Raw genomic sequence first — 23,763 nt, 5'->3', positions numbered from 1 at the left:
CGCTACATCGTCCCTGATTACAGCTTGGCGAACCTTAGGCCGACTTCAGGAACGCCATCACCAGCTTGGCCGCTTTCACGGTCACATGCACCACGGCCAACACTGCGCCGATGGCCAGAACGCCGGTCACGATGTCACCGGACGAGACAGCACCGGTAATCGAGCTCAGATCAACGCTGGAGCCAGCGGCATGAGCAGGCAACGCTGCGACTGCGGCCAGACCAGCAGCGGCAACGGCTGCACCTTTCTTGAACTTGGAAAGCACTTGCATGGTTTTACCCCTATAAATCGCCGGAAACGTCCGGCAACGCTTGCCCAACATAGGCAAATCTTTAGCAGAAGGCGCGGAAGATCAACACGAAGTCCAGCACCCACAGAGCGGCAACGCCTGCCGCCAATAGTCCAGTTATTGCGCCTCTCGACATCACCCCTCCCGGATCATTTGAAGTACGGCCCCGATACACCGCCCGATTAGGAAACACGCCATCACCAGAGAGAAACCGGCAGTCCAGACACCGGCGACCGACGAGGCATCAGGCGTATCCAACGTTGTTTCCAGCAGCCCGACCTGTAGCGCCGCCGTACCGCCATCGCACGAAAGCTTGCCGTCTACTGACACGCTAGGTGCAGCATCTTGCGAGCAGTACAGGACGTACTTAGGCACGGTCAGCAGCTCCAGAATGGCGCAGCTTTGTTTCTTTAATTTGATTGTGGAAAAAATTTCTGGTGTATTTCAAAAAGAGGTTGAAACGTCGAGCGTCGTACTCTTCCAGAGAAGAGGAAAAAGAGACGATCCGAAAGTTTCCAGTATCAAGGACGTGCCCAAAACGATCTTGAATGCTGCCGCCTTGCAAATCTCCCAACAAGAAATAGCGCCGCTCTGAAAGGTTGAGAAAGAACGAATCCGCATCACCTTCCTTCAGGAATACGCCAAAACTCACCGGACGGTGCGGATTGCGACGATGGAGTTCAACCGCAACACGATCTATGAATTGAAAAACGCGATGCTCGCTAAACAGTACAAAGAAGAGCCGCCAAAAGAACGCCACAAAGATACTGCTACGAGGCTTCGCTTCGAATTGATTCATTCTCAAGATTCCCCTGTATTGGAATTTCCGTTACGCGTAACGGAAATTAAGAAATCGAACTTGCGCCGCTGGCGAAACTCGCGCTGACGTTGTGCATTCGTTTTAGGTGCGAGCTTCGGCGGGCGGCCACGGCGAGGACTACTAAACAAATCCGCCGTGAATTTATCCGCCGCCTGTTTCATGGTCAGGCCGCAGCTTTTGCTGGTTCTTTTGGCGTGGCCTTCGGGACATAGGGAACGATGGTATCGACCACCGACTGAATGCGCTTGTCTTGTGCGACCGACAGGCGGAAATCAACTTCGTACATCCCTCGCGGAATATCGTTGTATTGCTTCGGCAGGAGCAGTTCACCAACAAGCGGCTCCACTTGGCCAGTCTCTTTGTTGACGTGATGAACGATGCATTGCGCAAAGCGCATGTCATAAGCGTTACCGGACTTTTTGCCGACGCCAGACAAAGGAACAACGTGGATGATTTCAATGATCGATTTAGCCATTTTTTCGAGCCTCTAGACTGAATAGAAAAAGATGAAAATTCGCGAGACTAGCCGTTTCGCTTAGTACACGCGTACTTGTGCTATCGTATGAATAGCCCAAATGAACTAAGTACAAATGGGCTAATTCAAAACGAATGTTAGCCCAAACGTACAAACTTTGTAATTGGAGTTTTATATGATTTACGAAGAATTAATAGCCAAGGCTGTCAAAGGAAGAACTGTGAATAGCCTTGCGAAAGAATGGGGAATACCTCAGAAAACCTTGGACAACTACGTCAAAGGAACGCGAACCCCCGACTTTCATACCGCCCTAATTCTGGTTAGAGAAACCGGATTAAGTGCAGAAAAAGTGCTGATGGTGTTGGCAGAGCATGAGGCAAATCGCAAGCTGACCAAAAGAGATTTAAGCGCAATTACCGATAAATTTTCGCCGTCTTTTGAAGCGTTACTGCGCTTGGCGAACACTTGCTGGAATCATCTACAGCGAGTGGCGCAGTAACTAATTCGCCGGTTTCGGTAAATACAAATTATGCGAAGTTTGATGGGCGAGAAAAAGCGAGTGGACTATGGCCGATCGCAGAACTACTGCTCCGAGCAAACCACTCATATTCCCATTTAATGAGAACCGGAGGAAGCATGAAATATCCGAACACCCGTTACGGCCACGTGGGAGAACTAGAATTTTGGATGCAAGGCGAATCGGTGCGCCGAGTAGCAAAACGACTAAAAAGATCAGAGAAAACCGTCCAATATTGGCTAACGGGGAAAAACAAAATACCGTGGTGGGTTCCGGAGATCCTTCGACTTCAACACTACGAATACCAAGATCGGCTTAGGCAAATGGGTTTCAAGCCGCCTAAAACAAAGCTGGCCATCGCTACAGCCGACCGCCTGACATTTCCCACGCCAGCCAGCACGGTCAGCGCTCCGATAACGCCGCTCCAAAAGCCCCTTGAATCTAACCAAACCAGCGCCCGCTAACACGGTGCTATACTGAACGAAAGCAGCCCAATGGCAACCACACTTTTTGATACCCACGAATACATCAAACGGCTTGAAGCAACCGGAATTCCAACCGAACAAGCCGAAGCCCACGCAACCGCACTAGCCGAAGCCATGAATAACGAATTGGTCAAGAAATCTGATCTGAATGAGTTCCGTGCCGAAGTCGCTACCAGCTTCGCCGAAGTACGTGGTCAGTTCGAACTGCTCAAATGGATGCTGGGTTTTATGCTGGCTGGCACCGTGGGGATTTTGTTTAAGATTTTCCACTGACAAGCGCCCTACTCTTCACCAAATAAAAAGCCCCGAATTTTCCGGGGCTTTTTTTTATCTTACTTACTTTTTCCAGGCCCTTTTTTGGCAAGTCGTTTTTCTGGAGCAGCAAACATCACTTCTCGAATACGATCCGCAAGAAATTCTTCCTCAGGCCGGTTGAGTGGATTATCAGCTTTCTTTTGCAACATGTTTATGACATCTTCATCCAACACAGGAAGTATAAGCTCTTGCTTAGCTGCGAATAAATCATGGCAGCGAGCAATTAGTGTCGGGTAATCAGAGACAGAACGACATACCAAAAAACCGAATTGGGAAAGCCTGAACGAAAATCGCCCTGCGAGCTGATCCAGTTCGGGATTAGCGACATCCTTAGAATAGTTCTTGCACTCGACCATCACATAAGCCGCCGAAATTCTCTTTGTCTGCAGTCGATATAATTCGCCAGAAGACGCCGCGTTATCAAAGACGATATCTATTCGCTTCCGCCCATCATAAATCTCCTGCTCTTTTCTAGGACGAGTCAAACTCGGATAAAAGAGAAGCTCTAAAATGCCAACGATCAGCTTGTGATACGCAGATGCATGGTCATTCCCTGAAGGTGTTTTTCTCAGAACATCAATTAGGTGCAAAGCAATGTCTGACACCAGCAACCTGCCGTCGATTTCCTGACTTTCTAATGGCTTAGCATATTTCTTCGCATCCTTCCGAAAGTTCACAAAGAGATCTTTATGTTGTTCGGTATATCCGGCAACAAAATCCTTATCGGGAGGCGCGACGTGCTTACGCATATCGCCCTTAGTGACCCACACTTTCGTCCTCCCGTTCGCAAAAGTCTTGTTGCGAACGAACGGACCATTATTCACAAGGTGATCATGCTTAACAAAATTCAACAAATATCGGTTGTAATATCGATCAAACGAATACACTAAGCCATAACTAACTAAACATTTAGGCACGAGCAAAATAGGACGGTTACTTATGACAAGCATGTCATGGTGCGATCGCTCCCATTGCCTAGTTACCTCGTTCCAGTAAGGACCGCTTGCGATATTGCTTTGCAAAGGGATGTCATGCAAACGACATTGCTCTTGCGTATATTCGATTAGATTTAATCGAATAATATTGGTTGTCATATCCGAGACCTTATCAGGTCCGATTCCTGGAACAAAAATCCGAAAATCCTCTAGATGCTCGAGAACACCGGTTTCAATAGCTCTACTCTCCATAATGCTATTGAAAATATCTCCAGCTTGCTTATTCGCAACACCTCGACCATTCGGTCGCCCCTTCGAAGATCCTAGACAAGTTTCATTTGGCTCATGTAAGTGCGAGAACAATGCCCGCGCCCTATCGACTTCTCCTCTGCGTACCAATTCGAGAAAGAAATTAAAAAAACTCGATATGGTCGCATGACAGTCATGAGAAAAAGGATGATCGGAGATGCCTATAAGGTGAGGATCTATGTATAGCGGAATGTCTTTATCAATATCAATATCGATAAAATCTAACTCGGCCTGAGTTTTTCCCAATTTGAATTTTTTACTTACCCTCATTATTCTTCCCCCGTTAATCTTGCTTCAAAACTAGCAATAGCTCCCCTCATGGAATGTTCGTATTGCCAACCCGAATGAGTCAAGGACTTTATTGCGCAAAGATTGAGAAGAATCAGTTTTTCTATTGAGGTTTTTCCCTATGGCAATTGCAAAGCCCCGGAAATCCGGGGCTTGTTTTCACGAACTGTACCGATTACAAGCGGCCTGATCGGATGCTTGCTTTAGTAAGCTTAGGCTCATCTAGCAGTTTCATTTTATACGACATCAATTGAGACTCATCTATATCAAAACGCTTTAACCATTGCTCCGCAGCCCAGCCAATCAAACGAGGCTCGCCATCAATCGATGCACGATGCAAACTAACTTTTTTGGTACGCACTTCTTTAAAAAGCATATTTGGCAAAACCAATCTGGCTGGCATCGGCAGATCAGATGGAGCAGCCTCAGGCTTTGGGCCGGCCTGTATTATTAAGCCAGAGCCGTAATCGTAGAGTGCAAACCAGTCCCTCGGAAGTTCCGAGCGGATCGTAAATAGTCCTCCTACTTTTTCGACCATTTCATGATTCACAGCAGTAAGCCAAGAAACAGTTTTTAAACCTTTATCAGCAACCGAAGCGGCGCCAAGTGGGCGCCCAACATCTAGTCCTTTTAGCTTCTCAGATAAGAAAGCTTCAAACGGCTGGTTATCATTTATACGAACAATCGACAAAACCAATCCATGACCGCCATAGCCATGACGTGCTTTTAATCGCTTAGCAAAGCTTAAAAAAATCTCTTGAAATGCTGTTGGATTTTCTTCGACATAGAGAAGAGGCAAGCTAAAACGCAATACGGATGTCCCCCACCCGCCTGACTTTGCTTGCCATCCACGAAGGCCAGAAACGTAAAACTCCCAGTCTCCGGCATCATGCGGTTGGCGACCACTGATGTATGCAAAGGTGACAGAGTCATCTTCCTTCATCACCTCAATCATTTTCCGCATTGATGGCGCGTCACCATAAGCAAATCTATTAGGCCCTTCGGGCGGTTCCTCGCGCCATAACCAGGTCAAATGACCCTTTGCGATAGCTTCATAATCATCGAAGCACAAACAAATAGCTTCGCGGACTTCAGGCAAGTGCGCACCATCAAAAAACAAAGTGCCAGTTATTGCTGGAACACTTCCAACATAATCTTGAGGCCCTTTCTTTGTCAAAAGACCGCCAGGTACGCGCATCTTTTCTGGATGCTCGCGCATTAATTGAATAGGATCGAAAGGGAGGTCGGTCATGATGCACTTTCAAAAAGCCGGGGCTGTAGTCGGAGGCGGCTTCTTTGTTAATAGAGTATAGAGAATTGATGCCAGAAAACTGGCCGCGCCAAGTTGTTCTATCGGTATCTTTGACTGCTCCGGCTCAGGTTGATTACAGTCGCAATTTTCTGGACCTATCGTAATAAGCTTACTATCGTCCCCTGCAATACGTGTATAAGCCGCTGCCTGCAATTCATCCATATAATCAGGCGGAAATTTTATCTCTACGACCTGCTTAATGTTCTCTTGCGTCGGAGGCTTTCGGGGATCAAGTACCGTAATGACGTCGGGCCTTCGAATCATGCCGGCCCCTTTCAAATACGGAGAACCGTGGTCCACTTCCCAATACTTGCTAATCCAACCGGGCAACCAATCATGTACCTTGGTCTCTATGCTTGAATCCATAATCGGTTCTGGCGGCATTTTGGTCATATCATAATTGACCTCAGGTTTATATGGGCTGCGATGCTCCAACAGCTTATCAAGCTCTCGAAGTCGGCTTGAGACACAAGATTGCTTTAGTGATCTGCCGTCTTTGCCAATGCCCGGCGCGTCATTGCATTTGCAAATCGCAGAGCAAAGCACCTTCTTATCTTTAAAATCAACAGCGGGCTGATTGATCTTCACAACGGTAGTTGTACCTTCACGCGACATGCCGCCCGTTGCAAGCGGTGCAGAAGGAGGAGTCGGCTCTGTCACGTTACGCCCTTCTCAGTAAGATCAAAAGCTAGCGCTTCACGTGCGGTGCGCTCTACCCATTGTGTAAATCCGTCGGGGTCGGTGGAGCCGGTCAAATATTGACCACTTGTAGAGCGAACTCGGACTGACTGATCAGTCACCGGCTGTCCGGAAATAGCATCGACAACCTGGAATCGCCCCCTAAAACGCTGCCCGATGTCGTCCAACGGCTCATCGTGATAGCTTGCTGCAAGATTTGATCCGATAGGGCCAAAATCCCCCGATGCAAGAGAGGCGCTAGTTGCAGCAACACTTGAAGGATCAGTAGATGTGACGCATTGAGTGGAAAGCAGCACGGCTCCGCAGGCAACCTTGCAACCATCGTAGGCTACTGCTTTCCCATCATCGAGAAGGCTGTTGTCGCCCTGGCTTATCGGAAAAACACCCCGGCAGCGTGGACAAGAGACCATATCACCCACCCGTGCCCAACCTTTTCCGTGGGTGGCGGAATTCACTGATGCGGAAATAACGGTTCCGCCGTGACTTGTTTTATCACCCAAAACAATGATGTTACTCGACATGACATGCTCTCCCCAATTGCCGAACACAATGAGCATTAGAACGGAACAGCTTCCAAAGTTCCCGTGCCTTGATAAGGAGCCGTTGCAATCCAGATAACATCGAGCGCTTTGTTGTACCAGAACTGCGCACCGTCCAAGAGGCCCGCGCCGGCAATTACAAAGGCCGTCTGCACGGCACCAAGCGAATTAGTGCTGGCGAGAGCCCAGCTCTGCACATCGGGCTTAGGAATGCCTCTGGAGGCGAAATAGCGCTTCTGGTCAAAGTCCCTGCATTCCATTTGTTTGCCGCAGTATTTGGCGATATAAGAGGCGAGCTTGTGAATGCCGTCTTTCCCGAAACCGAACTTGGAGGGGTTGCGTACATCAATGTTTGACATCGAGCGTCCTTGCTCATCCAGTCCGACGATGCTTGACCAGATCGAGCGCAGGAGTTGATAGCACTGACGGCCACGTACAGCAACATGGAAGTGCAATGCCCCCCGCTGCTGTTCCTCAATCACGGCCACATAATGGAAATCGACGCACTTTCCAACCCGGCGCCGGAATTTGTCCCAATCCTTGAGCGCCCTTTCGCGATCAATCATGTTGTCGCGATAGGTCAGCGTAATCATCCGATCCGCCCCGATGGACTTGCAACGCTCCCTTACGTTCTTCTTGGCATTGCGGGCGGCGACAGCTTCATTACGCTCGCGGTTTTCTGATTCGCCGCGCCTGGTGCGCTTGCCGATAATCGGAGCCGGGCCTTTGAAGTGCTTTTCACGGCAGACAGTTACTTCCATCTGACCGTCTGGATATGTGACCTTACGGGCCACGTATCCGCCGCCTGCTTCATGGTCAGGCCGCAGCTTTGACCGGTTCTTTTGGTGCGGCTTTTGGTACGTAGGGAACGATGGAATCCACTACGGACTGGATACGCTTGTCTTGGGCGACCGACAGGCGGAAGTCAACTTCGTACATCCCTCGCGGAATATCGTTGTATTGCTTCGGCAGAAGCAGTTCGCCAACGAGCGGTTCCACTTGGCCGGTCTCTTTGTTGACGTGGTGGACGATGCACTGCGCAAAGCGCATGTCGTAAGCGTTGCCGGACTTTTTTCCGACGCCAGACAGGGGAACAACGTGAATGATTTCAATGATCGACTTAGCCATTTTTCGAGCCTCTAGACTGAATATTGAGAAGGGATAAGCACAGAGCCAGACGGATGCCCTCGCGCTTGTGATATGGTACGCATTAACCAAATATGCTTTAACCAAATATGGTTAGCGCAAGGCAAATATTAACCATATTTGGTTAGTTAACCTAATCGGAGTTTTAAATGACCTACGAAGAATTCATAGCAAAAGCCATTCAGGGGCGTAGCGTTAACAGCTTGGCGAAAGCCTGGGGCATACCTCAGACATCCCTGAGCAACTACTCACTAGGAAAAACGCTCCCGGATTTTTCGACGGCATTGCTATTAGCCAGAGAAGCGGGAATGGAAGAGGCTGAAGTGTTCCGATTGCTCGCACGTGAAGATGCGAGGCGAAAAAAAGAAAAAGGACGAATCAAGCAACCGCTAGAAAAATTATTACCGTCTTTTGATTTGTTACTGCGTACGGCAAACACCTGCTGGATTCGAATCCGGCGAGTGGCGCAGTAACTGATTTTGCCTATCAAACTTCCTACAAATTATGCGAAATCGGCGATATTCCAAATGCGGGAAAGCAACCACATAAATTCTCGTTATTTGGGAACATATTTTTCTTGGCAACCACCTATCAACCCGGATAAACGAAACGCGAGCCCCATATGAGATATCCCAATATCAGATACGGCCACCAAGGCGAACTTGAGTTTTGGATGCAAGGACATTCAGTAAAGGAAGTTGCCAAACGGCTTAAACGTTCTGAACGATCCGTGCATGATTGGCTGCACGGCAAACGGAAAATACCTTGGTGGGTTCCAGAGATTCTCAGGCTCCAGCACTACGAATACCAGGATCGACTCAGGCAAATGGGCTTCAAAGCGCCTAAGACAAAGCTGGCCATCGCTACCGCCGACATACTAGAGTTTCCTAAGCCCTGCGACCCGACAAGCACCCCGAGAAAGCCCTCGAACCAGCGCGCCGAATTCACCCCAACCAGCGCCCGCTAACACGGTGCTATACTGACTGAAAGCAGCCCAATGGCAACCACACTTTTTGATACTCACGAATACGTAAAGCGGCTTGAAGCAACTGGTGTTCCAACCGAACAAGCCGAAGCGCACGCAACTGCCCTAGCCGAAGCCATGAATAACGAACTAGTCAAAAAAGCCGATCTAACAGAATTCCGCGCCGAGGTGCGCGGGCAATTCGAGCTGCTCAAATGGATGCTGGGTTTTATGCTGGCCGGCACAGTGGGGATTTTGTTTAAGATTTTCCACTGACAAGCTCCCTGCTCTTCGTCAAACACAAAGCCCCGGAATTTCCGGGGCTTTTTTTCAAGCCATTACAAAATCACTCAAAAACTTGCGCACGCCAGTAATCATATCGACCACCTGACCTGAGGAATATTCCTCTGTCTTACCATGCGCTGCACTGTTACCAATTGCTGCTAATGCCGTAACCATTTTTTGTTGAACCGTTGTGTAACGGCCTGCCTTTACCAAGTCCGCATTCATCTTATCTAATTTCTGCATAGGAATTGATTCTCTGTTGCAAAGTTCCTTTATCGCCGATTCGAGCACAATACGGGCACCAACAGCCGCCGCAGCATGATAACCAGACGCCAATAGTTCCTGCGCCATATCCAATTCGTCGCTGAAAAGCTCTGCTTGAACCAAAATACGCACCTGAAGCAAATACCCGCCCTCAAAGTCACTTTTTGCAGCTTTTAGCGCAGATCGCAACCGTTTCAGGATTGAGAGGTTCGAATCGCCGAAATGGGCCTTCTCCAACTTTGCAAATTCACGGAGATATAGCGAATCAGCCCCACATGTTTGCGTCAACAGATTCAAGACCTTAAGCTTCCACTCGATAAATTTTTCATTATCGACATACTCTACGTTTGAACCAAGATATTCACTCCAAGAGGTAGTTTTATCAGCCACTAGAGAATCGGCTTCATCTAATAACGCGGTATACCTTGCTTGAAAAATGTTTTTAGACATCCATTGCTCCTAAAACCAACGCCAAGCCCCCCCCGAATTCTAGGGCGACTTACTTCACTTTACGAAGCATCTCTCGCCATGAAATTCGAACCGTATCTCTCCATCACTTCTGGTCGTTAAAACAAAGCGATTGCCTGCAGTCCCCCTAAAGCCATAAATACCCTTCGCTTTACTTTGATAGTACTGAACTGTTTCTTGTGATTGGTATCTCTTGGCACAATCAGAAATAACGATCTGAACCGCCCCGGATTTTGAGGAGGCTCTAACTCTTGAGAGAATAGAGCCATGAACAAGAAATCAAGCAAGTTTTCCCCTGAGGTACGAGAGCGTGCGGTGCGCTTGGTGCGTGAGCAGCGGGATGAGCATTCCTCCACGTGGTCTGCGGTCCAATCGATTGCGCCGATGATCGGCTGTACGCCTCAGACGCTGCTGGACTGGGTCAAACGCGCCGAGGTCGATAGCGGCGAGCGGGATGGCGTCAGCACGGCCGAGCGTGAGCGTATCAAGGCACTGGAGCGCGAGGTCAAGGAATTGCGCCGTGCTAACGAGATTCTCAAGACCGCGAGCGCTTTTTTCGCGCAGGCGGAGCTCGACCGCAAACTGAAGTCGTAAATACCTATATCGATCGCTATCGGGATATCCACGGGGTCGAGCCGATCTGCAAGGTATTGCAGGTTGCCCCGTCAGCATATCGGCGTTATGCAGCGAGGCAGCGCAATCCTCAATTGTGCTGTGCTCGTAGCAAGCGTGATGCGGTACTGCGAGTTGAAATCAGCCGGGTGTGGCACGCCAACATGCGTGTGTACGGTGCTGACAAGGTGTGGCGACAGCTGAATCGCGAGGGCGTATCTATCGCACGTTGTACGGTAGAGCGGTTGATGCGAAAGCAAGGGCTTCAGGGAGCCCGGCGTGGTAAGCAACTTCGCACCACGCGTTCTGATCCCAAGGCAGCCTGCCCGTTGGACCGGGTCAATCGTCAGTTCAAGGCTGATCGTCCCAACCAGCTTTGGGTGTCCGACTTTACCTACGTATCGACCTGGCAAGGCTGGCTGTATGTGGCCTTCGTCATCGACGTGTTTGCCCGTCGCATCGTTGGCTGGCGTGTCAGCAACAGTATGACGACGGACTTCGTGCTAGATGCGCTGGAGCAGGCGCTCTATGCTCGCCAGCCCGAAGGCAACGGCGGCTTGATCCATCATTCCGACAGGGGATCGCAATACGTCGGGATTCGCTACAGTGAACGCCTGGCCGAGGCGGGCATTGCGCCATCGGTCGGAAGCCGTGGCGACAGTTACGATAACGCCTTGGCCGAAACCATCAATGGCCTGTACAAAGCTGAATTAATTCATCGCCGTGCCCCTTGGAAAACCAGGGAATCCGTCGAACTGGCCACGCTCGAATGGGTGGCTTGGTTCAACCATCATCGACTGCTGGAATCCATCGGCTATATCCCTCCGGCAGAAGCTGAGGCAAACTACTACAGCCGGTTCGCCAGCAATACTGCAGTGTCGGCATAACTTAAACCAAATAGCCTCCGCGAAAGTCGGGGCGGTTCAATCAGTTGGGGATTTGCACCAAAGTCATCAAACAACTCCTCACATACTCCGTTGGCCCTGCCGTGATGGGGAGCAACAAGAACATCCAGGCTTGGCATCAAAGCAGCGAAGTCTTGAAGACGCAGTAAATTTCTCAGACCGTCGTGTTCTATATCGCCGGTAAACAAAAACGTAAAGCCGCGGATATTGAGATAAAACACGAAAGAAAGGTTATTCTCGGTATCCCAATACGGCCACTTATTATAGAAAGACCTATATGAAACATTTGGAAAAGCCGGTGGATCACCCTGCCCCCCGTTCGCCTCGATATTAGTTAGGGTATTAACGATTACGTTAATGCCAGGCCCCATACCATCTTCGGACTTCAAATGCGTAATAACCGCAGCCGGAACACTTGGATTGCCCAAAATATAGTCAATGGAATAGCCCCTTGAATCTCAGGACACGAAGACTCTCTTAAAATAGAGGACAGTCTTATGACCAGTTTTACGACTAGGCAAACCGTGGACCATATCGAGATTCTGACCGAGCCGGAGCGTCGCAGAAGACGCACGCCCCAAGAGAAAATAGCCATCGTCCAGGAGACCTTGGCTCCTGGAGCTTCCGTATCAGCCGTTGCCAGGCGACACGGGGTGAACGCGAACCAGGTGTTTGGTTGGCGCAAGCAGTACCAGGAAGGCAGTCTGACTGCCGTCAAGGCTGGCGAGACGGTAGTGCCGGCCTCGGAGCTGGCCGCGGCCATCAAGGAAATCAAAGAACTGCAGCGGCTGTTGGGCAAGAAGAGCATGGAGAACGAGATTCTGCGCGAGGCCGTCGAATGGGGCCGGTCAAAAAACCTGATTGCGCGCTCGCCCTTGCTGCCGGAGGACGACCAATGAAAGTGGTTTGTGACGTTCTCGGTGTGGCGCGCTCTGCAGTGGCAGTAAAACGAGCCCGGAGCCCGGAATGGCGAGATGGCCGCAGTGTTCGCAAAGTCGACGACAGCGGCTTGCTCGAAGAGATTGAACTGCATGTTGCGAGCTTGCCGAGCTATGGCTATCGCCGCATCTGGGCTTTGCTGCGACGTAGCCGGGAATCTCTGGGCCAGGCGTGCGTGAACCATAAGCGGGTCTATCGCGTCATGCGAGAGCACGAGTTGCTGCTGCGCCGCCCTGGTGTGAGACGTGACAATCGACGCCACGATGGTCGCGTAGCGGTCAAGCAAAGTAATGCGCGCTGGTGTTCGGACGGCTTCGAATTCCGTTGCGATGACGGGTCTGCATTGCGAGTGACGTTTGCGCTGGATTGTTGTGACCGTGAGGCCATCAGCTGGGCGGCCACTACCGGTGGGCATAGCGGGGATGTCGTGCGCGACGTGATGCTGGCTGCCGTAGAGCAGCGGTTTGGGAGCACGCAGACTCCAGAGGTGATTGAATGGCTCAGCGACAACGGCTCTGCCTACATCGACCATCGCACACGCAGCTTCGCGCGCGAGCTGGGACTGGAGCCCTTGACCACGCCCGTGCGCTCGCCACAGAGTAACGGCATGGCGGAGCGGTTCGTAAAAACGATGAAACATGATTACATCGCCTTCATGGACAAGCCCGATGTGCCCACGGCGCTCACACATCTGGCCTCTGCCTTCGAGCAATACAATGAGCACCATCCGCACAAGGCCCTGAAATACCGCTCGCCTCGCGAGTTCAGACGGGCTGCAGCATCACTAACTTAACGATGTCTGAGTGTCCTGAATTGCGGGGGCAACTACAGTCAACTTTAATGCCCTCTTCGACAAGGTTAACTGCCCCGCTAGCATGATCCTCATCGTAGTTGGTACATACAAGCAAATCAACTTTTGAAACGCCAATATTTCGAAGATGTGTACCAGGATACCAAGGCCCTTCATTCGAGTCAGATAAATGACCGCAGTCAATGAGAATCCGGTGGGCTACACCATCCGCTCCTGGGATTGTGAGCAGCGCACATGCTCCGTGATCCATGTCGAAGAACTGCAAAACACCATCGTTTAGCGGCAGTATCATTTTTTTCCTTGTCTTCTTCAGCATATGCGTATGAATTAAACACCTCAATCGCGTAATGACGGAAAAATTTTAGGTATCTGAAGAGCATCGCGACAGCTACAAAAGCCGAAATCAAAGAGATCCATAAATGAATTTTTGGGCCATCGTGAAACAAATACGACCAACAAAGCAGGCCAGAATCAAAAATCGCAACAAACGCAACGTTTCGACAGAAGCCATATAGATTTAGAAAATTCGCGAGCCGATCCGCTACAGCAGGAACTCCCTTTATGCGAGTGTGCGCGGCTGCGAACAACGCTAGACCAGGCTCTTGAATATTTAGCTTCCTAGACTTTTCTAGCAAGAGCAATTGAGTTTCTTCAGGTAGAGGCTGGAAATATCCGAAAAAAATATATCGCAAAAACTTATGGGTATGAGTCTTGGCAAATAATGTATTCGATGGAGAACCTAAGACCTTTCCAACAAGAAGGCGCTCAAATACGAAGCTAGAAAAGCTCGCAATCATCTGCCCAACTACATATGCAGAAGACATGGCGATAACGCCTTGCACAACAGTCCAAGATTCCCTCATCAACAAATTCGATTCAGCAACTTGATCCAGTGCAAAAAGCAAAAGGAAGCCAGCCGATAGGTAGGCCCAGAAATCGTATGAAGTAAACGGAATTTTTTGATCCATCTATGCCCGCCTTAATTGGATCGGCCAATAAGCTATGCAACGCCAGATAGCTAGGTGTGCATAGCTCCCCGTCCGCTACGTCGACAAAAATGGAACGTCCCAAGATCCATTTCCCTATATTGTTATTTTATCCATAAATTTGTAAGGCAGCGTGCGGCCAATCAAAAAGGCACTGAATTTAAGCTTCCTAATCCCTCATAGGGAGCCGTTGCAATCCAAATAACGTCTAGAGCTTTGTTGTACCAGAACTGGGCACCGTCCAAGAGGCCCGTACCGGCGATTACGAAGGCCGTCTGCACCGCACCGAGAGAGTCAGTACTCGCGAGCGTCCAGCACTGCACATCGGGCTTAGGGATACCCCTTGAGGCGAAATAGCGCTTCTGGTCAAAGTCCCTGCACTCCATCTGCTTACCGCAGTATTTGGCGATGTAGGACGCTAACTTGTGAATGCCGTCTTTGCCAAAGCCGAATTTGGAGGGATTACGGACATCGATGTTTGACATCGAGCGCCCTTGCTCATCCAGTCCGACGATGCTCGACCAGATCGAGCGCAGGAGCTGATAGCACTGACGGCCACGGACAGCGACATGAAAATGCAACGCTCCGCGCCGCTGTTCTTCAATCACCGCTACATAGTGGAAATCGACGCACTTTCCAACCCGGCGCCGGAATTTGTCCCAATCCTTCAGCGCCTTTTCACGATCAATCATGTTGTCGCGATAGGTCAGCGTGATCATCCGATCCGCCCCGATGGACTTGCAACGCTCCCTTACGTTCTTCTTGGCATTGCGGGCGGCGACAGCTTCATTACGCTCGCGGTTTTCTGATTCGCCGCGCCTGGTGCGATTGCCGATAATCGGAGCCGGGCCTTTGAAGTGTTTTTCACGGCAGACGGTCACTTCCATCTGCCCGTCTGGATATGTGACTTTGCGGGCCACATAGCGATCATTCCACGTGTTTCTGATGCCCTCATCGCTCCAGCCTGGAGCCTTTTGCTCGAATTCGTTGCAGGCATCAAACGAAACGTTTGACAGATCAAAATCCGGGGTATAAGTTGCAGACATTCATTCACCTATCTCAGCTAGTTGGATGAACGCCCTGATCGGATCGCGAGTCCTTTCAGGGCATTTTCTTTTGTGGACTGCCCTTCCCTACTCTCTTTTTTCTTTTCGGTTTGTCTGCCTTGGCATCCCGCTCCAGGCTTGTTTCCGTTAAGTATGCTTAATACAAGTCTAGGCGCTCGCTTCGCTCGCGCCGTCCTCGCAAGCTGCGGGCGGCGCGATCTTGCTACGCCTCTTTTCCGTTACGCGTAACGGAAATTCCCCCGCCTCATCGAGCGCCGCAGCGCCCTTGATCAACCGCATAAAGCCTGGCTTGTGAGTGCTACGCACTCATGGGCAGTTGAGGCCGTTTCTCCGATCAACCCGCCACCGTTTTCCAGAGTTCTCCGCCTTTTCGATGAACGATAGCCGGCGCGTCTTTTGCCGCAAGGGGGCATTCATAAAAGCGCCAGCAACCGCGCTTTTACAAACCTTCCCCCTTGCGGCAAAAGCCTCATGCGCCGTCTATTCGATCATCGGGCGAAGAACTCAGGAAAACGGCGGCAGGCGGTAGACGAGAAACGACCGAAACCGCCGGTCTTACGGAGGGCTCCGAATCTAGGAACCCGGTCAGCTTTAACACCACCTCGAAGGCGCGATCATGGCGCTTTTGCGGAGAATATTCAGCATCACTTCCCCCGTTATTTGTATGCTTCACCAGCGCGCAACCACTCGTCCAATAAAGCAGCCGTGATACATGAAATCTCTGAGACCAATCGGCTCACATCTTGAATACCCCGAATGATCACTGCATGCTTGTGTAATGACCCAGCGAAACCTGCTCAAGTTATGCGGCGAAAGCAAACGCCTCAGCCGGTGTCTTCATGCCCAGCATAAGATTGGCCGACAAGTTACGAGTCTTGAGCGCCTCGCGTCGCCCAATCTTGCCGCTGCGAATATCGCTGCATATCTGTATCTTGAATTGCGGGCTGTGCCTCCGATATGGACGTGATGCCATGATGTCGCTCCTCCTGAGAAGGCTCGACAAGCGTATCACTTCATCTCCTGGCCTTGGTCCAGCCCGAGGGCTTCACTCCATAAGTGGGTCAGTTTTCGATGCAATTCAACAATACGCTCGCTTAGCTATTTTCATCGTCGTAATCGTAATTTTCGTCCTCGAAAAACGGCTCCACATTTCCAAAATCGACCCTTTCAGCAATCGGATCAATCGCAACTCGCTGAAGGATGGGAAGATCATCTCCGAAATCAGAAAAGTCGAATTCTGCGCCAATATCGAAGGTAATTCGGCGCTCGTGCTCACTATCGCCTAAGTGCACCATGTCCTTGTCGATGCCGTCTTTTACGGAAAAGCTGAAGGAACAGTGAACTCGCACAGTCATATGGATGCTGCGTCGGACCGTAAAGATATCATCTCGATATTCAACCGGTTGGAACTCTGCACCCTCACGCCCTTCGAATTTCCAATCTTCAACAATCGCGTACGGGTCATCTGCATCCCAAAATGCGGTAGAGCTAGCATCGATTTGCCAACTCGCACTATCTATGGCCTCATCGATCTCTCGCTGCAATTGTTCCTTGAAGTCCGAAATGGAATCCGTGTCTACCAAATCAGTAAGCTGTTTTGCCAATGCATCGACGTCGACTTGATCTTCGTCGTCCGACATATTATTTGCTATAGAACTCGTAGCGACCGTTTCCGACTTCTCGCCCAAATCAATGATATCTCCAACATTTACGTGGATCAGATCGAAGCCTCTGCGATAAAATGAATAGGTTAACTGTCCGTCTAACCCGATGTTATTCCAGCAAATACCGTCTGCTTCGCTCCAGTTGCTGCGGATGCCTTTGACAATAGCCTGAACGGCGGCACTATTGTCCGCGTAAAGACCTTGCGCGTAATCAAGCAGTTCTTCAAAATTCTTGGAACCTATCATCACAAACGATAGTGGACGTCGCACATGAAAACGTAATGCCCCCAAGTCTTCGTCCGCTCTCAAAAGTAAGGATAGCGAACGGATGATTTCTACGTCGTTAGAATCTATTTGGTATGCGTGGAGAAACTCCCCTTTTGTTGCTTGCAGTTGCCCACTCTCTTTTTCGATGAGATCTGGTGTTGTCAAATAGTCGAACGCAGAATTGAACGGGTTAGGATTAAGACAGAACTTCCAGAAATTCCTATTTGCCGGTATCGATACGATAGCGAGTTTTTTATTTATCAGCTCCCTTTTGATTTGATTGGCTTTAGCTATTTTTTCAGAAGATACTGAATCGTCGTCTGCCACCACTGTCTGACCAGAGTATCGTACTTCTTCGCCCTCATGATTGAGATGCGGCAATACCTGTGCCGATTCCATAGAGGCAGTTGTGGAGTATTCTTCTAAGGCGCGACGTAGTGATCGTTCGAATTCATCAGGAGAATGCACCATAATCACTGCCCGATCTCTCAGCAGCCCTTGGCGGAAACGCTCCATCCGGTCAGGCTCGCTCTTATACGGATCGCCAGAAAATGACTCATCCTTAAGCATGAATACCATGATCGGCTTGCGAAGTCGAAGTGCCGTCTGGTACTCGAGTTCGACGTGCAGAACTTTGTTCGGATCTGAATTTTGAGCTGCCTGCACAGACTCATTGTATGTCCCGACGAGCAACAGAACTATGTCGCACAATTCGAACTGATCAAGCCTTGTCGGGGTATTGGGGTGTGACTCTATAGGGGGCTCATTCAAAATCTCATGACCGAGGCCTTCCAGCAACTGCAACGCTTGCACACGATATTCGGCGAGCCCCGAGCCAGTTAAGCTGACCAGAATTCGCTTAGCTTCGTCGTCGTTAACGGAAGAGTGCCTTACACTTGGTCGTGCCGCGAGCTCGTCGAGCAAGTAGTGCACGTCAGGGTCATCACGACCAGCTGCTTGTAGCCGGCGTTTCGTATCAACTGACATGTCGTATATCTGGGCTTGCTCTTGCTCCGAAAATGTAGGCGCGGCTCGATGAAGTGTTAGCCCTGCTTGGAAGGCTAGGAAAGCTTGATCGCCGGCAATGCAATTGAAGAGCCACCCAATGTGGGCTGGGTCGAATCTATGCTGAAGAGCAACGATCGCTACTAGTTGGTTTCCAGCTGAGCTGCTCTGAGTGGCCAGTGTTATATCGGGTTCCAGAATAGGCGGCACGGCGGCTATCTGGTCCACGATGTTTTGCATTGATTCAGTCCTATCAGGGCTTGGTCTGGCGCTCGCGCGTATCTTATCGTATTCAAGTGCTAGGCCGCGTAGCTGGACTAGTGCTCCGTTTTGACCGCCTGGAACCATAGCAATGACGGCCTGCTCCAAGGTGCGCGGAGAAGGAAACAGAGTTGGACTGTAATACCAGTCCGACGTATTAGACGCGCCGAAATTCACCACCGACTCACCTAGTGAATTCTGCTTCGGCATTACTGGAAGTGCATCAAGCCAGCTGCTCGTGCGCTGTATCTGACGTGCAACACGCCTAGTCTCGACGTCGTCTAGGACAAAGACCATTGCATGGTTAGATGCCACGAGCCAGCTGTGTTGCTTGTCGGTAGCGAAAAACAGCAGGCATCGCAGTTCCGAAGAGCCAAGCTCGACAGCGCCTGTACTCAAGACATATTCCTTAACTTCGTTTTCGGATAAGAAGTAGAACTCAGCTTCGTGCTGACCCGTTGAGGACAATGCTGTTGTCATTTCGGCATTTTCACTTCCGTTCGATCGCGGAAGTCCCTTGGCAAGCACCGACCAGAGGTTTTGGCTAACGCTGAGGAAGGACCTTGCCTGCTCCAGAAGTAGCTCATCACCCATTGAGTCAGAAACTAGCGCAGGAAAGGTGGTATTCGCACTACCTACGTATGTCTCCACAAAGCGACGCGCTTGTTCGGCAATTTTTGACACTGATTCAGTGATGTGATTGCCTTCACTTAATGTCAAGCTGTCGAGTAACTCTTCTCGGATACCGGGCACGAAATCGTATTCAATTAAGTCCGCCGGAAGGTCCGCATTCGGTGGTGTTATCCGTTCAATCAGCCCGCTCAGCAAGACCTCCGCCAGATGGAATTGAGCCCTTTCTGGCATACCCATTTGCATCAAGCGCATCACCGGCAGGCTAAGTGGCATACCAGAGAGAAGGCGCAGCAGTTGAAATGCGGAAGACGAAGCGATCGCGCGAAATGCGACGATGCGCTGGCGGGCTGATACAGCTTTTATATTTGATTCTATTGGCTGCGATGCAGTTTCTAGGCGGATAGCTGCATGAGGAACCCGACGTGAAGCCATCGAAAAGCGTGCCCAGGTTTCAAGCCGGGCAGGCTCCAAGCTCGTCACCGGCACGGTTAGCGCATCCCGCGCAGGCTCGATCTCGCCAGTAAATGGATTGCGTAGCCGCAGGCGTCCCGTAGGAATACCAGGTGCATGCGCAAGGACTTCTTCGCTTGCGTCGCCAAGGAGTGTGTGAGGCCAAGTATGATGTGGCATCAGTTGCACGATCGCTGTCGGTCCACAACGTCCGAGTGCTGCCACTAGATCTGTTAAAGCTGCGTGCTGCCAGAGGGGGGACGTGCCGGTCGTGACGAACCAGCATAACCGCCTCCCCTGCGGGTCTATTAGAATCTTCGGTGTCGACTCCGTAGAGCTGGGTGTCTTCAAAATCAAGGCGTTCTTACGCATTGCGTAGCGCCACAGGCGTACGCGCCGGAATGCTCCATGCCTCGCCAACATACGCTGTAATTCCAGTAGCGTGGCGTCCCAGACATGCATTGCATCACTAGCCTCAGCTAGGATTGCAACTTCAAACCAGCGTTCTAGCGACGGCCGATAGACTGGTGTTATCGAGCGCCATTCGGCACTCGCCTCAGCGGTTGCAATCGGGTCGAGTTCTGTTTGTTGGGACGACAAAAGGCGACGCTTGAACGGCTTCAGGGCTCGTTCTAGGAACAGTCGCTGTGGGAGCGCATCCCCGGCCGGGATATTGATCCGCGACGCCCCGATCTTACCGAAAGGGTGCGTGAAATACGACGGATAGATTGGAACTACCGAATCACTCTTCTCGTTGTCGGCCGTGGTGCCCTGCTCCATCTGAGAGTCATCAAGAGACTCGTCTACGGCGTGTGCTTTCTGCGCAAGTTGAGTGCTGCTGGAACTCTCAGACATGACTGTCTCATCCGGCTTGGCCGCGCCCCGTAGCGCCAACTGCAGACCCAGCCAGACAACGTCGGCCAGCGTGTCCGCGTCGGGGGCCACTACTCCCAGCGCGAGTAAATGCTTCCGACACAGCCTGGCTGCGGAGGAGGAGTTCATCCGTCCAGTTCCTGAAACACAGTAAAGAGCATGCGCTTGCGATCGGCGTCCGATTGGAGCTTATCGGACGAGAGCAGCAGATGCACGGCATTGAGTAACTGGTCAGTCGCCAACGTCGCGGTATTTCGCATTTTCACGAAATCCGAAATAATCGACTCCACATTCTCGCCCAATAACAGGCCGTCGAAGTGAGCTTCAACAATACCTTGCAACTCGCTCTCATTCGGTTCTCGGATCTGGCACTGCACGCATCGCCGAAGGAACGGAGCCGGAAAATCACGCTCCCCATTGCTAGTCATGACTATGAAAGGATACTCTGTGAAGGTAATCTCTCCCAGATGCACATCGATCTCTTCGCCCCGTGCCGGAATCCTCACCTTTGGGTGACGTGCAGCGGCACGCTTAAGTTCAGGAATCACAAAATGACCTGTATCGAGTACGTTCAACAGATCATTCGGTAAGTCGACATCACTTTTGTCGATTTCGTCGACCAATAGTGCTCGCGGCGCATTTGGGGATGCGAGCGCGGTGCCAAGTGGGCCAAGCGTCAGAAACATGCCAAGTTCTTCAGCTTTCTCAGCTTGCACACCAGCCCCCGATCGGGCGCTCGCTTGCTGTATATATTGTAGACGTGCAAGTGCATCGTATTGATACAGCCCCTCTTGTAGCGTCGACCGAGAGTTGACTGCCCATTCAATTACCGAACCGAGGCCTAGCTGATGTGCTACAGAATGTGCAAGCGAGCTTTTTCCGGTGCCTGGTCTGCCTGTTAGTAGCAGCGGTCGCCGAAGATAAAGCGCGGTGTTGACCGCATCGACGACTTCCGGATCTGCTTTGAAAGTCCGTGCAAGGACAGCCTCTCGCTTTTGACCTGGCTGGCGCCAAGGTGGAGCAGGTGGCAACGAGATCCTCTGTCCAACGGGGGGGGACAGCGGGTCGTAGATTTTCCAGTTCGTCATGATATCGTCCTCTGAGTTGTTTCCGTAAAATTCCACCCGTAAGGATTGCGGCTGGGATCATCTATGAACAGCCAGAGACTGCACAGAACGGGATCTTGGTCGTTGCTGCGCTCTTGGCGTAATGCTTCGGCGAGAATATAAGGCCGCGTTGCTTGACTTACTCCGTGGTGTTGGATGAACTCGCGTACTTTTTGCTTGAATTTGCTCGGTTCGCTAGGCTCAATGCGAGGCCAGCACATCCACGGATCCCCCTTCAGAAGAGCACCAAAGAACGATGACCTATTGCGGTTTGGCTCTACAAGCGATGGCCCCGGGAATGGCAGGCCAACAATGTGCCCACGCTGTAGCTCGTTAGGCCAATCAATATCGAGATCTGGGTTGGTGGCGACATAATTTAATTTAATCTCCGACTGTTGTAGCCAGTTACCAGGTTGAAAACGAGGAGGCCCTTTCATTCGGTCATGCCAACGAAGGACCAAGGCACACTGGGCTTCGAGCCATGTGCTGGTGCCCAATTCGTTATCCACTAATTCGAACAGTTCGCGTGGACTGCACAGCAGGTCATTCGGCGCAAGTAACTCCACAATCAGTTGGCGACGATACTTGATCTTGGCTATCTGAATTAATTCATTGATTTGTTCAATTAACCTTTCGGCATTCGATGAAACTTGCCAAGATGGATCAATTTCATCGTCCTGATATAACCACGACCCGGCAAGCGACAATACCTTAGTAGCCTCGGCGTATTGCAGCCCAAGCAACAAGAATACCGGTCCGTCCATTCTTGGCAAACTCGCTACCGCGCCATCCCAGCGGGGGGCTAGCTGCGCCATACCACGCGCTTGCGCTTCGAAATCTCGCGCATTAGCAGGTACTTTGGAACGGGCCCGCCGTGCCGCCAGTGCCAGCAGCCGGATGCAAGAATCTAGTCCCCGCTCCAAATTCATTTGATCCAATAAGCCCACCAAAAGGCTAGCCAGGCTGTCCGACGATAACGCATCTAAGTTATCGATCGCAACGATCTGTTGACAAAGCTCCTGCCAATCGCTCCATGACAGGCCGATACGTTGGCATAAGGATTCAAGTTCGCGTGCTAGCTGCAAACGCTGCCAGGCATCGTGCAGAACTTGTCCGTGAACCCGCGGAGTCTGGCTGCCCACTTGATTCAATTCATTCAACAAGGCGTCCATGCTATTGTGCCGCAAGGCATCACAGAGCCGCTGATTATCAACGACGCTATTAGCAATTGCACTGCGCAGGTAGTCGAACTCCCGAAGACTGCAGCGTGCGGCACGCGCGAAGGATCTCGATACATTCTCTCTCTCTCCCCCCAAGTAATCCCACATATCGCCGGATCCAGTGGTTCGTTGCAGCAGAAACGCACGAGTGGATAGGGGCGATTGATCCAAGCGGCGCTGCAGTTCCGCAAATAAAGGAGCCGGCTGAGGTGGAAACTCCCGCTGTGAGTCAATGAGTAGGTCGATTACGCTACCCGAGAATCCAGACGTGCTAGTGCTGGCCGCTACCACCTCTGCTGCGGCCGCGGAGAAATAGAAATATTGCTCCGTCGGTATATCTCCTGGGCCTTCAAATCGAAGCACTTCAGAGGCCTGGACGACCTGTGCACAGGCATCGAAGAATCCAATCTGGCACCGAGGGAAGACATCGCTGCGTAGACGTGTAAGGAGTGAGTCGACATCGATTGCGCGCAGATTCGAGAGATCGCGAGAATCGGCACACAGTAGCATTCGTTCGTTGCTAACCATGATGCCATGACCTACCCAGTAAATTAGCAGTGTTCCGTCTCCTTCGAGTTCAAGCAGCGCGTTCTGCAGCTCCTGCTGAGTGGCGCCGGTTTGCGAGATTCTTCCTGAAAGCTGTTCGATTTGTTCGTTGTAGCTAGGGGTAGTGGGAAGTGAGTAGCTCAGGACAATATGTGCTAAGGGATCACGTTCTGCAATCGAGCGAGCGAGTGAAAGAGCCCTCTCACCAATTGGTGATGGGATATCGAGTCCGTTGTTAGCAATGCCGACCGGCCCATAGCGTTCGACGGCGACGATCCATACAAAGGTGGTCATATAGTCGCTTCCCG

At 51.0% G+C, this 23,763-nt stretch carries 26 protein-coding genes and 1 other annotated feature; of the genes, 8 read left to right on the top strand and 18 right to left on the bottom strand.

The genetic code is table 11. The features are described 5' to 3' along the window. Nucleotides 1-34 precede the first annotated feature (34 nt). The 3 genes from RC54_RS12110 to RC54_RS12095 all read right to left on the bottom strand — a co-directional run bounded on the left by RC54_RS12110 (nt 35) and on the right by RC54_RS12095 (nt 1,584). Nucleotides 35-271, bottom strand: coding sequence for a hypothetical protein (locus RC54_RS12110; protein ID WP_017454011.1), 237 nt, complete (start codon nt 269-271; stop codon nt 35-37). Between the two features lie 385 nt (nt 272-656). Then, nucleotides 657-1,088: a hypothetical protein gene (locus tag RC54_RS12100; protein ID WP_061789629.1), complete on the bottom strand. Its 432-nt coding sequence runs from the start codon at nt 1,086-1,088 to the stop codon at nt 657-659. Between the two features lie 184 nt (nt 1,089-1,272). After that, entirely contained in the window at nt 1,273-1,584 is a 312-nt protein-coding gene (locus RC54_RS12095) for a hypothetical protein (protein ID WP_017454537.1), read from the bottom strand. A 175-nt stretch (nt 1,585-1,759) separates the two neighbouring features. Between RC54_RS12095 and RC54_RS12090 the strand changes: the two genes are divergently transcribed. The 3 genes from RC54_RS12090 (at nt 1,760) to RC54_RS12080 (ending at nt 2,859) form a co-directional block, all read left to right on the top strand. Then, nucleotides 1,760-2,083 (top strand): transcriptional regulator, encoded by a 324-nt coding sequence (locus RC54_RS12090; protein WP_050010661.1) that lies wholly within the window; start codon nt 1,760-1,762, stop codon nt 2,081-2,083. Nucleotides 2,084-2,220: 137 nt separating this feature from the next. Then, nucleotides 2,221-2,565 carry a hypothetical protein gene (locus RC54_RS12085; protein WP_082803109.1) on the top strand — a complete coding sequence of 115 codons (345 nt, stop codon included), beginning with the start codon at nt 2,221-2,223 and terminating at the stop codon, nt 2,563-2,565. Between the two features lie 30 nt (nt 2,566-2,595). Continuing rightward, nucleotides 2,596-2,859 carry a CCDC90 family protein gene (locus tag RC54_RS12080; protein WP_017454540.1) on the top strand — a complete coding sequence of 88 codons (264 nt, stop codon included), beginning with the start codon at nt 2,596-2,598 and terminating at the stop codon, nt 2,857-2,859. 59 nt (nt 2,860-2,918) lie between these two features. Here RC54_RS12080 and RC54_RS12075 read toward each other — a convergent pair whose 3' ends face one another. The 6 genes from RC54_RS12075 to RC54_RS12050 form a co-directional block, all read right to left on the bottom strand. After that, nucleotides 2,919-4,415 carry a hypothetical protein gene (locus RC54_RS12075; RefSeq protein ID WP_156481303.1) on the bottom strand — a complete coding sequence of 499 codons (1,497 nt, stop codon included), beginning with the start codon at nt 4,413-4,415 and terminating at the stop codon, nt 2,919-2,921. 193 nt (nt 4,416-4,608) lie between these two features. After that, on the bottom strand, nt 4,609-5,685 hold the full coding sequence (locus tag RC54_RS12070) for a type VI immunity family protein (RefSeq protein ID WP_082803110.1): 1,077 nt from the start codon (nt 5,683-5,685) through the stop codon (nt 4,609-4,611). A gap of 9 nt (nt 5,686-5,694) precedes the next feature. Further along, nucleotides 5,695-6,405 carry a VRR-NUC domain-containing protein gene (locus tag RC54_RS12065; RefSeq protein WP_082803111.1) on the bottom strand — a complete coding sequence of 237 codons (711 nt, stop codon included), beginning with the start codon at nt 6,403-6,405 and terminating at the stop codon, nt 5,695-5,697. Then, on the bottom strand, nt 6,402-6,965 hold the full coding sequence (locus RC54_RS12060; protein WP_244216477.1) for a PAAR domain-containing protein: 564 nt from the start codon (nt 6,963-6,965) through the stop codon (nt 6,402-6,404). The genes RC54_RS12065 and RC54_RS12060 overlap by 4 nt, the downstream gene beginning before the upstream one ends. A 35-nt stretch (nt 6,966-7,000) precedes the next feature. Further along, nucleotides 7,001-7,744, bottom strand: coding sequence for a rolling circle replication-associated protein (locus RC54_RS12055; protein ID WP_061789632.1), 744 nt, complete (start codon nt 7,742-7,744; stop codon nt 7,001-7,003). A gap of 55 nt (nt 7,745-7,799) precedes the next feature. Then, nucleotides 7,800-8,111, bottom strand: coding sequence for a hypothetical protein (locus RC54_RS12050; protein WP_061789633.1), 312 nt, complete (start codon nt 8,109-8,111; stop codon nt 7,800-7,802). A gap of 167 nt (nt 8,112-8,278) precedes the next feature. On the opposite strand from RC54_RS12050, the gene RC54_RS12045 reads away from it, so the two are divergent. The 3 genes from RC54_RS12045 to RC54_RS12035 all read left to right on the top strand — a co-directional run bounded on the left by RC54_RS12045 (nt 8,279) and on the right by RC54_RS12035 (nt 9,369). Further along, on the top strand, nt 8,279-8,602 hold the full coding sequence (locus RC54_RS12045; RefSeq protein ID WP_174526104.1) for a hypothetical protein: 324 nt from the start codon (nt 8,279-8,281) through the stop codon (nt 8,600-8,602). Between the two features lie 149 nt (nt 8,603-8,751). Then, the gene (locus tag RC54_RS25985) at nt 8,752-9,096 is read left to right on the top strand and encodes a helix-turn-helix domain-containing protein (protein ID WP_082803113.1); all 345 of its coding nucleotides are present in this window, start codon (nt 8,752-8,754) and stop codon (nt 9,094-9,096) included. A 30-nt stretch (nt 9,097-9,126) separates the two neighbouring features. Beyond that, nucleotides 9,127-9,369 carry a CCDC90 family protein gene (locus RC54_RS12035; protein ID WP_017454675.1) on the top strand — a complete coding sequence of 81 codons (243 nt, stop codon included), beginning with the start codon at nt 9,127-9,129 and terminating at the stop codon, nt 9,367-9,369. A gap of 54 nt (nt 9,370-9,423) precedes the next feature. Here the strand turns inward: RC54_RS12035 and RC54_RS12030 are convergent, their stop codons facing one another. Continuing rightward, a complete protein-coding gene (locus RC54_RS12030; protein ID WP_061789634.1) occupies nt 9,424-10,092 on the bottom strand; it encodes a DUF4145 domain-containing protein in 669 nt (222 codons plus the stop codon). A 285-nt stretch (nt 10,093-10,377) separates the two neighbouring features. Between RC54_RS12030 and RC54_RS12025 the strand changes: the two genes are divergently transcribed. Beyond that, nucleotides 10,378-11,609 (top strand): IS3 family transposase gene (locus RC54_RS12025; RefSeq protein ID WP_373281464.1). Its coding sequence is split into 2 segments (ribosomal slippage): nt 10,378-10,660 and nt 10,660-11,609, totalling 1,233 coding nucleotides; the frame shifts between segments, so codons are not numbered across the junction. Further along, nucleotides 10,659-10,775: a sequence feature (AL1L pseudoknot), on the top strand. It overlaps the preceding gene by 117 nt. Here RC54_RS12025 and RC54_RS25180 read toward each other — a convergent pair. Then, the gene (locus tag RC54_RS25180; RefSeq protein WP_164471209.1) at nt 11,570-12,055 is read right to left on the bottom strand and encodes a ComEC/Rec2 family competence protein; all 486 of its coding nucleotides are present in this window, start codon (nt 12,053-12,055) and stop codon (nt 11,570-11,572) included. The genes RC54_RS12025 and RC54_RS25180 overlap by 40 nt on opposite strands. Nucleotides 12,056-12,124: 69 nt before the next feature. Between RC54_RS25180 and RC54_RS12020 the strand changes: the two genes are divergently transcribed. Then, a protein-coding gene (locus RC54_RS12020) for an IS3 family transposase (RefSeq protein WP_123020402.1) occupies nt 12,125-13,359 on the top strand; the annotation gives its coding sequence in 2 pieces (ribosomal slippage) (nt 12,125-12,485 and nt 12,485-13,359; 1,236 coding nt in all). Here RC54_RS12020 and RC54_RS25980 read toward each other — a convergent pair. From RC54_RS25980 to RC54_RS11990, 7 genes are all read right to left on the bottom strand, one after another. Continuing rightward, nucleotides 13,331-13,627 carry an MBL fold metallo-hydrolase gene (locus RC54_RS25980; RefSeq protein ID WP_425269542.1) on the bottom strand — a complete coding sequence of 99 codons (297 nt, stop codon included), beginning with the start codon at nt 13,625-13,627 and terminating at the stop codon, nt 13,331-13,333. The two genes, RC54_RS12020 and RC54_RS25980, sit on opposite strands and share 29 nt — an antisense overlap. Continuing rightward, nucleotides 13,557-14,345 carry a hypothetical protein gene (locus RC54_RS25175; RefSeq protein WP_156481358.1) on the bottom strand — a complete coding sequence of 263 codons (789 nt, stop codon included), beginning with the start codon at nt 14,343-14,345 and terminating at the stop codon, nt 13,557-13,559. Before RC54_RS25175 ends, RC54_RS25980 begins: the two co-directional genes overlap by 71 nt. Nucleotides 14,346-14,506: 161 nt before the next feature. Continuing rightward, entirely contained in the window at nt 14,507-15,409 is a 903-nt protein-coding gene (locus RC54_RS12010) for a rolling circle replication-associated protein (protein WP_061790672.1), read from the bottom strand. Between the two features lie 823 nt (nt 15,410-16,232). After that, nucleotides 16,233-16,403, bottom strand: coding sequence for a hypothetical protein (locus RC54_RS25620; RefSeq protein ID WP_208652690.1), 171 nt, complete (start codon nt 16,401-16,403; stop codon nt 16,233-16,235). A 121-nt stretch (nt 16,404-16,524) separates the two neighbouring features. After that, on the bottom strand, nt 16,525-20,712 hold the full coding sequence (locus tag RC54_RS12000; RefSeq protein WP_061790674.1) for an SAV_2336 N-terminal domain-related protein: 4,188 nt from the start codon (nt 20,710-20,712) through the stop codon (nt 16,525-16,527). Continuing rightward, nucleotides 20,709-21,671: an AAA family ATPase gene (locus RC54_RS11995; RefSeq protein ID WP_082803225.1), complete on the bottom strand. Its 963-nt coding sequence runs from the start codon at nt 21,669-21,671 to the stop codon at nt 20,709-20,711. Before RC54_RS11995 ends, RC54_RS12000 begins: the two co-directional genes overlap by 4 nt. Next, on the bottom strand, nt 21,668-23,749 hold the full coding sequence (locus RC54_RS11990; RefSeq protein ID WP_061790676.1) for a hypothetical protein: 2,082 nt from the start codon (nt 23,747-23,749) through the stop codon (nt 21,668-21,670). The genes RC54_RS11995 and RC54_RS11990 overlap by 4 nt, the downstream gene beginning before the upstream one ends. Nucleotides 23,750-23,763 lie beyond the last annotated feature (14 nt).

The sequence above is a fragment of the Herbaspirillum rubrisubalbicans genome (assembly GCF_003719195.1).
In the GTDB taxonomy this organism is placed as follows: Bacteria; Pseudomonadota; Gammaproteobacteria; order Burkholderiales; family Burkholderiaceae_D; genus Herbaspirillum; species Herbaspirillum rubrisubalbicans.
Note: the sequence above shows the minus strand (reverse complement) of the source record. Positions and strands in the feature narration are given on the sequence as shown.

Excerpts from the sequence above, each read along its gene's own strand:
- RC54_RS12110 (WP_017454011.1), bottom strand. The coding sequence starts at position 271 with ATGCAAGTGCTTTCCAAGTTCAAGAAAGGTGCAGCCGTTGCCGCTGCT.
- RC54_RS12100 (WP_061789629.1), bottom strand. The coding sequence starts at position 1,088 with ATGAATCAATTCGAAGCGAAGCCTCGTAGCAGTATCTTTGTGGCGTTC.
- RC54_RS12095 (WP_017454537.1), bottom strand. The coding sequence starts at position 1,584 with ATGGCTAAATCGATCATTGAAATCATCCACGTTGTTCCTTTGTCTGGC.
- RC54_RS12090 (WP_050010661.1), top strand. The coding sequence starts at position 1,760 with ATGATTTACGAAGAATTAATAGCCAAGGCTGTCAAAGGAAGAACTGTG.
- RC54_RS12085 (WP_082803109.1), top strand. The coding sequence starts at position 2,221 with ATGAAATATCCGAACACCCGTTACGGCCACGTGGGAGAACTAGAATTT.
- RC54_RS12080 (WP_017454540.1), top strand. The coding sequence starts at position 2,596 with ATGGCAACCACACTTTTTGATACCCACGAATACATCAAACGGCTTGAA.
- RC54_RS12075 (WP_156481303.1), bottom strand. The coding sequence starts at position 4,415 with ATGAGGGTAAGTAAAAAATTCAAATTGGGAAAAACTCAGGCCGAGTTA.
- RC54_RS12070 (WP_082803110.1), bottom strand. The coding sequence starts at position 5,685 with ATGACCGACCTCCCTTTCGATCCTATTCAATTAATGCGCGAGCATCCA.
- RC54_RS12060 (WP_244216477.1), bottom strand. The coding sequence starts at position 6,965 with ATGTCGAGTAACATCATTGTTTTGGGTGATAAAACAAGTCACGGCGGA.
- RC54_RS12055 (WP_061789632.1), bottom strand. The coding sequence starts at position 7,744 with ATGGAAGTAACTGTCTGCCGTGAAAAGCACTTCAAAGGCCCGGCTCCG.
- RC54_RS12050 (WP_061789633.1), bottom strand. The coding sequence starts at position 8,111 with ATGGCTAAGTCGATCATTGAAATCATTCACGTTGTTCCCCTGTCTGGC.
- RC54_RS12045 (WP_174526104.1), top strand. The coding sequence starts at position 8,279 with ATGACCTACGAAGAATTCATAGCAAAAGCCATTCAGGGGCGTAGCGTT.
- RC54_RS25985 (WP_082803113.1), top strand. The coding sequence starts at position 8,752 with ATGAGATATCCCAATATCAGATACGGCCACCAAGGCGAACTTGAGTTT.
- RC54_RS12035 (WP_017454675.1), top strand. The coding sequence starts at position 9,127 with ATGGCAACCACACTTTTTGATACTCACGAATACGTAAAGCGGCTTGAA.
- RC54_RS12030 (WP_061789634.1), bottom strand. The coding sequence starts at position 10,092 with ATGTCTAAAAACATTTTTCAAGCAAGGTATACCGCGTTATTAGATGAA.
- RC54_RS25980 (WP_425269542.1), bottom strand. The coding sequence starts at position 13,627 with ATGGATCACGGAGCATGTGCGCTGCTCACAATCCCAGGAGCGGATGGT.
- RC54_RS25175 (WP_156481358.1), bottom strand. The coding sequence starts at position 14,345 with ATGGATCAAAAAATTCCGTTTACTTCATACGATTTCTGGGCCTACCTA.
- RC54_RS12010 (WP_061790672.1), bottom strand. The coding sequence starts at position 15,409 with ATGTCTGCAACTTATACCCCGGATTTTGATCTGTCAAACGTTTCGTTT.
- RC54_RS25620 (WP_208652690.1), bottom strand. The coding sequence starts at position 16,403 with ATGGCATCACGTCCATATCGGAGGCACAGCCCGCAATTCAAGATACAG.
- RC54_RS12000 (WP_061790674.1), bottom strand. The coding sequence starts at position 20,712 with ATGAACTCCTCCTCCGCAGCCAGGCTGTGTCGGAAGCATTTACTCGCG.
- RC54_RS11995 (WP_082803225.1), bottom strand. The coding sequence starts at position 21,671 with ATGACGAACTGGAAAATCTACGACCCGCTGTCCCCCCCCGTTGGACAG.
- RC54_RS11990 (WP_061790676.1), bottom strand. The coding sequence starts at position 23,749 with ATGACCACCTTTGTATGGATCGTCGCCGTCGAACGCTATGGGCCGGTC.